Source organism: Pseudomonas sp. P5_A2_2, from assembly GCF_054177685.1.
Genome location: NZ_JBGCUL010000141.1, coordinates 532 through 8657, shown reverse-complemented (window position 1 = coordinate 8657; position 8126 = coordinate 532). Strand labels below are relative to the sequence as shown.

The window sequence follows — 8126 nt, the reverse complement described above, 5'->3', positions numbered from 1 at the left end:
GCCTGATCCTTGACCACAAGAGCTTCGCGATCTTTTGCTCGCTCGCCCTGATCGGCTTCGCCTTATATCCGGTTCTTGTCCATCGGCTCGCGGTTTCGATTCACGCTTCCTCCCCACACTCGGTCGCCCTCATGCAGTTGCGCTTCACTTCGTTCGCTGTGGTCAGCTTACGACGGGACTTTCACCCGCAAGATTGCGCCCATGCTGGGCGCACAAAAAAAGAGGCTCTTGAAGAGCCTCTTTTCTGTCGCGTCACAACTTACTGCGGCGTGCCGTGAACTACACCGGCAGTGTTGTCCAGCAGACTCTTGGTCGCGGTTTGCAGGAACGCTTCGAGCTTGAGCTTCAACTCAGCGGTACCCGGTGCATCCGCAATGATCTCGGCATGCGGCGTAGCGCCCATTTCGTACTGATACAACTTTGGCGCCATGTCCTTTTCCTTCGGCAGTACAAGGATCCGGTCGTCGCTGAGGATGGCCGTGGTCTGCTCGTTACCCGAAGGTTTGATCACACCAAAACCCTTATCGCCTTCAGGCAGGTTGAGCAGGTCGCGGCCCCAGCATTGCTGGCGAGTTTCGCCGCCCAGGCGGCCCATGATGGTCGGCACGACGTCGATCTGGGTGCCCACGGTGTGGTCACGCTGACCGAACTTTTCCTGGATGCCCGGCGCGATCATCAACATCGGCACGTTGAAGCGGCCCAGGTCCATTTCAGTGATTTGCTGTTCGTTGCCGAAACCGTGGTCACCGACGATGACGAACAGGGTTTCCTTGAAGTACGGCTCCTTGCGGGCCTTTTCAAAGAACTGGCCCAGCGCCCAGTCCGCGTAACGCATGGCGGTCAAGTGCTCGTTCAGGCTGCCGCGATTGGTCACCCGCTCGACCGGCAATGGCGTCGGCAAGGCGTAAGGCGTGTGGTTGGACAGGGTTTGCAGCAAGGCATAGAACGGTTTGCCGTTTTCCCGCGCCTTGAGCTCTTGCAGGCTGCGATCGAACATATCCTGGTCGGACACGCCCCATGTCGGGTCGGAGAACACCGGGTTAACGAAGTCGTTACGGCCGATGAAGTTGGTCATGCCCTGGTTGCTGAAGAAGCCCGACTGGTTGTCCCAGGCGAAATCACCGTTGTAGACATACACGTCGTCATAGTGACGGGCACTGAGCAACTGCGGCAGGCCAGACAGCTTGTGGCTGCCTTCCGGGGTCTGCATCAGGTATTCGAAACCCGGCAGGTTCGGGAAGCAACCCATGGTGGCGAACATACCCTGGTGGGTATGAGTACCGTTGGAGAAGAAGCGGTCGAACAGCAGGCCTTCCTTCGACAGCTTGTCGAGGTACGGCGTGATGTTGCCCGGCCCGCCCAAAGCCCCCACCGAGTGACCGGCCATGCTTTCCATCAGGATCACGACGACGTTCTTGATCGGCAGGGTCTTGTCGGTCGGCGGCGTGTAGTCACGACGTACGGCAGCCATGTCGGCGTCTACCAGTTTCTCGTCGGGCAGCACCAGCATGTCACGCACGACTTGCTGGGCTTGCTCTTGAGGCAGGGTGGCCTTCCAGATGTTGTCGCGTTCTTCGGACATCCGGCTTTTCGCTGCGGCAACCAGTTGCAGGGTGCCATTGAGGCCCAACTGGTTGGCGAAGTTCGAGTTGGTGGTGTAGACGTCACCCCAGCGCAATGGCGGGCCTTGACGCAGAGTGCCACGCGCGGCGACCACGCAAACCAGCAGGCACACCACGAATACCGCGATACGCGCGTACCAAGGCGCAACCTGGCGCGTGCCGATGCTGCCGCCACTGAACGGGCCACGGGGACGGGTCGCACGGTCGGCGCCCTTGAATGCCAGGCTCAGGATCCAGGTGCCCACGGCCCATGCCAACAGGTAACGGACCACCGGGAAACCGTACCAGAGCATGCTCATCACGGTTTTCGGATCTTCCTTGACGTACTGGAAGACCAGGCCGTTGAGACGCTGGTGGAACTCACGGTAGAAGTCCATCTCCATCAGGCCCAGGAACAGCGCAATGCTGGAGACGATCGTCAGCCACAGACGGAACAGCCCGCGTGCCGCCATGGCCCGGGCGCTGAACAATGCCAGCAGCAACGGAATGCTGAGATAGATCACCAGACGCAAGTCGAAACGCAGACCGTTGGCGAATGCCTCAAGGAAGGTCGAGGCCGGTGTGTCGAGGATCATCGAGCGGTTGTAAACCAGCAGCGCGACGCGCAGCAGGCTGAACATGACCATCATGACCAGGGCACACAACAGCGTGTAGGCCAGATGCGATTTGACGGTCGGTTGCAGCAGGCGACTAGAAGCTCGCTGCTGATTCAGGGCGTCCGGGATTGCCATGTCGTTTTAGGACCCATTGGAAGTTAAAGTTTCAAAAATACAGCTGCGCCTTGCCCTCTTTTCGGCCCGTACAAGGCCTGGGGTTTGCGCGGTGCGCAAATGTTGCACGATCAACGGCTGCATTGCCATTGATTACTACCCTCATCCCGACTGTTTCATCCTGCATTCAGGAATACGCAGCGTGCTGCGGGAGAGCCGGCGAATTGTCTTGGAGACGGGGTGAAAATTTCGTGCAACGCATATCCGGAAACAAATTAAAGCGCCCGCGTCCGTCAAAAACGCAAACGCCCCGAACCGGTCGGGGCGCTACGAAGTCACCTTGAAAGAACGACAGCGTTACTTCTCGGCGCGTTCCTTGAGGGCTTTCAAGGTATTGAACGGGGCATCCACCACAAACTTGTTGGCCACCAGCGACGGCACGCTGCCGCCGGGCTCGGTGTGCACCTGATAGGTCACTTCGACCTGGTCGCCCTTGGGCACGAACTTCCAGAAACCGGCGACCTTGGCGACCCGGACGAAGCCTTTTTCTTCAGGAATGTACTTCGGTACGCCTTCGAGCTTGCGGGTCAGGCTGCCATCGGCTCCTTCGAGGGTAGTGACGTGCAGCACCGAATCACGCGGAGTAACCGGCCACGGGGTGTTGAACTGAGTGTAGGTCCAGCTCTGGTCACCTTCGTGCTTGAGCAACTTCTGGGTTTTGCATTCGTGAATCCAGGCGCAGGCTCCGGACACGTCTTCCTGCAACGCGCGCAACTTGGCTATGGTGGTTTTCATCAGCGTGACGCCCTGGTAGGCCTTGTAGTCGGAGCCGGCCACTTCACTCAGGGAGATCTTGATGCCGTCTTCGTCTTTTTTGACTTTCCAGTCTTCGGCCCGGGCCGTCGAAGTAGCCAGCACAACCGTCAAACCACACAGCACAGCAATACGATGCAGCGAACCCATAGTCTTATTCCTTATTGTTGAAGTTCCGTACGTTGGGCTTGCACCTGCGATCACCTTCAGGTTTTTCGGAGGTGATCACAGGTGCAAGCCCACACATCACGCCGCCGTCATTTGCTCCCACCAGCCAATCAACCGGATCGCTTCTTCGCTGCTGCTTCCGCACACTTCGGGGTCGGCCTCGAAAGCAGAACACACCGCCGGCCGTTCCGGCTGGCCGAAAATATTGCACAGGTTATCGGAGGAAAGTTGCAGGCAACGCTCCCCTGCGGCTTTGCCGTTGGGCATTCCGGGAATCGGTGAACTGATGGAAGGGGCAATGCAACAAGCGCCACAGCCCTCACGGCATTTCATGACGACAAGCTCCTCGCGACGGGCAATGTGTAAAAGGACGGGGCACAGAGTACCTGCTAAAACAGTTGTTTTAAATTACCTGCGAGCGGGTTTTTCAATGCAAACGGGCATGACCGACCAGTCTCCGACAAAGCGTCTGGTCTGCGGCTCGCGGATCCGGACAGGATTACTGCTTGAACTCGAAGTCCAGTGCCGCGCCTTCGACCTCGCGACGCTCTTCATTGCGCAACTGCAGCTGCATTTCATTGGTGATCAGGCGGCCGTTGAGCTGGAACTGGCTGCTGCCGCTTTTGTCACCGAACATCTCGGGCAATAACGGTTCACGTCTGGTCAACGGTACCGTTCCTGCCGGCTTCAGTTCCTGGACCATATCCTTGGGCAAACTCAGGTCCAGCTTGGCGGATGGAAGTTCGGTCTTTACCACCTCGCTGGCCGATTTCGATTTGGAGGCGATGGGTGGACGCTTTTTCGCGGGCGTCGCCGTTTTTTGGACTGTCGAAGTTTTTTTTGCAGGTTCGGTTTTTATCGGTGCGACGTGGAAACTGCCGGTAGYCTGTTCCTGCTCGGTAGCGGCGACGGCGGATGCCGGCTGAATACTCGCAAACAGACAGAGCAATAGCCAGGCGGCAGGAAAAATCGGTTTCATGTATCCCACGGTGGGTGCAAGCGGCAGAGGCGCATATGCTCGCCTGTTGCAGCCCACAAGACAAGCGCGGTAGCAGCCTGTTACAAACCGCCTGCCATCTCCTGGCAGAGTTGCGTGGCCAGCATGCCCAGGGTCATCAATGCGCGCTCGGCTTCACGGTTCCACGGGATGCCGCAATTGAGGCGGATGCAGTGATTGAATTGCTCGGTATTACTGAAGATCAGTCCCGGCGCGATACTGATGCCCTGCTGCAATGCCCGCACGTGCAATTCTTGCGTGTTAACCCGCCCCGGCAGACTGACCCACAGAATGAAGCCACCGGTAGGCCGGGTCATCTGCGTGCCTTCCGGAAAATACTGCTGCACAGCCAGCTGGAAGGCACTGAGGTTTTTCCGGTATTCCTGACGGATGAAGCGCAAATGCCGGTCGTACCCGCCATTTTCCAGGTAAGCGGCGATGCCCATCTGGGTCACGCTGCACGCGGAATGCGTGCTGAAGGTCTGCAAGCGCTGGATTTCCTGCTGATACTTGCCGGCAATCATCCAGCCGATCCGCACACCAGGCGACAGGGTTTTAGAGAAGCTTGAGCAATAGATCACCCGGTCCAGCCGATCGTAGGCCTTGAGGGACTTGGTGCGCCCCTGTTCGAACATCAGCTCGCCGTAGATATCGTCTTCGACAATCTGGATATCGAAGTCCGACGCCAGGCGCAGCAATTGTTTCTGCCGCTCCTCCGGCATGGTGCCGCCCAATGGATTGCTCAGTCGCGTGGTCAGCACCAACGCCTTGATCGACCATTGGTTGGCCGCCAGTTGCAGGGCTTCCAGGCTCATGCCCGTGGCCGGATCGCTGGGGATCTCGATGACCTTGAGGCCCAACAGATCGGCCAGTTGCAGCAACCCGTAATAGGTCGGCGACTCGGCTGCAATCAGATCGCCCGGACGGGTCAGCACGCGCAAAGACATCTGCAGCGCATCGACGCAGCCGTGAGTGATCACCACTTCCGACGGATCGACCACCACGCCGGCATCGCGCATGCGGATCGCCACCTGACGGCGCAACGGCTCGAAACCAGGGCTGAACATGTAGCTGAAGGCCCGCGGGCTATGGAAACGGGTGACCTTGGCCAATTGCTGATGCAGTGCCCGCACCGGCAAATAGTCGACACTCGGCACCGCAGCGCCCAGCGGGAAGACACCTTCACGACGGGACTCGACCAGGACTTGCTGAATGATGCTGCTGCGGGTGACCAGGCCGGGGCGCTCGACCCGGGCGATGTCCGGCGTCGGTGCGGTGAGTGCCGGCGTCTGGTGCACGTAGTAACCCGACTGCGGCCGGGCGCGGATCAGCCCCTGATCCTCGAGATTGGCATATGCCTGCAACACCGTCGCATGGCTGACATTGAGCTGCGAGCTCATCTTGCGCACCGAAGGCACGCGCTCTCCCGGCTGATAGACCCCACGGCGGATGTCTTCGGCCAGTTGTTGAGCAATACGTTGATAGAGCAAAAGATTGGTCATGACGCAGCACTCGATTTCACGGGCATTTTATTCTTGTGTGAAACAATACCGGAACAGTTTAGAAGTGTACGGGGACAGTTGCCACAATAGTCGACCGTACAGTGCAGTGTCAGCAAAATCTGTACTGTTTTTTGCAGTAATCGGCGGACATAAAAAAAACCCGGCGCTGCATGGCAGGCCGGGTTTTCCAGCGACGCAACCCTTAGCGGGCAGCGCCGAGCTGGCCCTTTTCGTCGGAAAACACAATTTCCACCCGACGGTTCTGCGCACGGCCCCGTTCCGACGCATTCGCGTCCACCGGATACTCGTCGCCATAACCCTCGACCTGGATGCGCTTGTCGTCGATGCCCAGGTCCATCAGCACGTCAGCCACCGATTGTGCGCGGTCGCGGGACAGCTTGAGGTTTTCCTGCTTGCCCCCGGTACTGTCCGTATAACCTTCGATCCGCACCACACGCTTGGGGTTGAGTTGCAGGAACTGCACGATCTTCAACACCACACGATTGGCCGACGGTTTCAATTCTGCTTCGCCGGTGTCGAACAGCATGTCGCCCAAGGTCATCACCAGACCGCGGTCGGTCTGGCTGGTCGTCAATGCCAGGATCTGCTCCTCGAGCCATTTGCCTTGCTGCTGCACGCTGAACAGTTTGGATTCACGCAGTGCCAGTTGCAGGCGCTGCCGCTCCAGTTCAAGCTTCGCCGCTTGCTCTTCATTGAGCGCCTGATTGGTGTGTTCCCGGGCAATGGCGCTATAGCGTTGGCTCAGGTAGGCGTAATGCACCACGTCCGAACCGCTGCCCCAATAACTGGACAGGCGATCGGCACGGGCCAGGGACTCACCGGCGCGAATCACGTCCTTGGGGGCGATTCGCAGCACATTGGAGTCTTCCTTGACCTTCTGAAAGTCGGCGCCGGCCTGCTGCAATGCAGTCTCGCTGTGCTGGCTGGCGCAACCAAAGAGGCTCGCACAGCCTGCCWGGATCAAACCGCCGAGGGCTTTGCTCTTGAGGCTCATTCGGCATCTCCCAGTTGCTTTTGCAGGCGGGCGATGCGGGTGTTAAGCACGTTCAACTGTTCCTCGCTCTTGGCCGTCAACACCTTGGCTTCAGCCAGGCGCGCATCGAGTTCGGCCTGTTCGGCCCGCATGCGTGCGTTTTTGAAGGATTGATCGGTCATGTTGCCCTTGGCGCGATTGAACTTGTCTTCGGCCAGTTTCATTTCCGGCACATCGTCGGCGGTGGCGCCCACGGCCTTGGCCTGTTCGAGCGCCTGTTCGGTCAGGCGAATCTGTTCATTCGGCGCAGGATCGGTTGCACAACCCGCCAGGGCGGCAAAGGCCACGGCAGCGAAAAGAGGTCGAATACTCACTGAAAATCCTTACTGTTTTGGGGTACTGACGGGTTGTTGCGGGGGGATTGGCTGTGGTTGTGAGCGTTGTGCCTTCCATCGCTCGATATTGCGTATCAGCACGGCCTCCGTCAGTCCGGACGCGGGCAATTCTGTCATCTTTTTGGCCAACTGTCCGCGCAACCACGGATCGTTGCACGCCGAGTCATGGGAAATCGCCAGGTACAGGCCTGGCTTGTCGACCGGTTGCGAGCGCGCGACCAGATCACTGGCCATGCCCAGTGTCTGTGCGGTCGCCATGCCCGAGTAACGTCCTGCCAGTACAAACTCGACCTCGCCCAACAATAGTTTCTGAAAGGCCTGGGTCAGGCTGGACGTGCGCGTGAGGGTTAGCTGCTGTCCGGCAAACGTGCTGAATTGCGCGGTCAATCGGGCCTTTTCCGACACGGCACCGGAATGGCCGTGCAGATCTTGTGCTTCGTTATAGATCAGCGTCGAGTCCTTGCGTGTCCAGACCAGATAGTCGTTTTCCAGCACGGGTGGATGGATGTAATCCAGGGATTCCAGCTCACTGACGGTCAACGTCGCGTCCGCCAGCATGTCCATGCGCCCGCTGCGCACTTCGTCCAGGGCCTGGGCACGTTTGCCGGCATAAAGCAGTTCGACCTTGAGCCCCAACTCCCCCGCCACTTGCTGCAGCAAATCGGCGCTGGCACCGATCAGGTATTTGGGATTCTGCGGGTCTTGCCACAGGTACGGCGGTGCGTCCGGGCTGCCGGTGACCACCAGGCGTTCGCATTTGCCGGCAGCATTGGACAGTGCTGGAAATGTCGTCAAACCCAGTAGTAATGACCAGCCACATACACGACGCAAATCCATGGCAACACACTCCCGTTGAGATCGTTTATATCCCTGTAGGAGCGAGCCTGCTCGCGATGGTTTCAAATGCACCGCTTGTATCCAGGAT

The 8126-nt window shown here is 58.8% G+C and carries 9 protein-coding genes; 1 reads left to right on the top strand and 8 read right to left on the bottom strand.

The window, feature by feature from the left end; genetic code table 11:
- Positions 1-278 (top strand): hypothetical protein (locus tag ACXRVY_RS11685; RefSeq protein ID WP_458237435.1); only part of this gene is annotated, 278 nt, incomplete at its 5' end.
- Here the strand turns inward: ACXRVY_RS11685 and ACXRVY_RS11680 are convergent.
- From ACXRVY_RS11680 to ACXRVY_RS11645, 8 genes are all read right to left on the bottom strand, one after another.
- Positions 260-2353: an LTA synthase family protein gene (locus ACXRVY_RS11680; RefSeq protein WP_223459534.1), complete on the bottom strand. Its 2094-nt coding sequence runs from the start codon at positions 2351-2353 to the stop codon at positions 260-262. The genes ACXRVY_RS11685 and ACXRVY_RS11680 overlap by 19 nt on opposite strands.
- Before the next feature lie 336 nt (positions 2354-2689).
- Positions 2690-3295 (bottom strand): START domain-containing protein, encoded by a 606-nt coding sequence (locus tag ACXRVY_RS11675; protein WP_223459536.1) that lies wholly within the window; start codon positions 3293-3295, stop codon positions 2690-2692.
- A 96-nt stretch (positions 3296-3391) separates the two neighbouring features.
- A complete protein-coding gene (locus tag ACXRVY_RS11670) occupies positions 3392-3646 on the bottom strand; it encodes a YkgJ family cysteine cluster protein (RefSeq protein ID WP_108215386.1) in 255 nt (84 codons plus the stop codon).
- 166 nt (positions 3647-3812) lie between these two features.
- Complete coding sequence (locus tag ACXRVY_RS11665; RefSeq protein ID WP_458237436.1) at positions 3813-4292, bottom strand: translation initiation factor 2; 480 nt, start codon at positions 4290-4292, stop codon at positions 3813-3815.
- A gap of 80 nt (positions 4293-4372) precedes the next feature.
- Positions 4373-5812, bottom strand: coding sequence for an aminotransferase-like domain-containing protein (locus tag ACXRVY_RS11660; RefSeq protein WP_008050371.1), 1440 nt, complete (start codon positions 5810-5812; stop codon positions 4373-4375).
- A gap of 202 nt (positions 5813-6014) precedes the next feature.
- On the bottom strand, positions 6015-6827 hold the full coding sequence (locus tag ACXRVY_RS11655) for an OmpA family protein (RefSeq protein WP_458237434.1): 813 nt from the start codon (positions 6825-6827) through the stop codon (positions 6015-6017).
- Entirely contained in the window at positions 6824-7180 is a 357-nt protein-coding gene (locus ACXRVY_RS11650) for a DUF4398 domain-containing protein (protein WP_223459540.1), read from the bottom strand. Before ACXRVY_RS11650 ends, ACXRVY_RS11655 begins: the two co-directional genes overlap by 4 nt.
- A 9-nt stretch (positions 7181-7189) precedes the next feature.
- A complete protein-coding gene (locus ACXRVY_RS11645; protein WP_223459542.1) occupies positions 7190-8038 on the bottom strand; it encodes a substrate-binding periplasmic protein in 849 nt (282 codons plus the stop codon).
- Between the last annotated feature and the right edge of the window lie 88 nt (positions 8039-8126).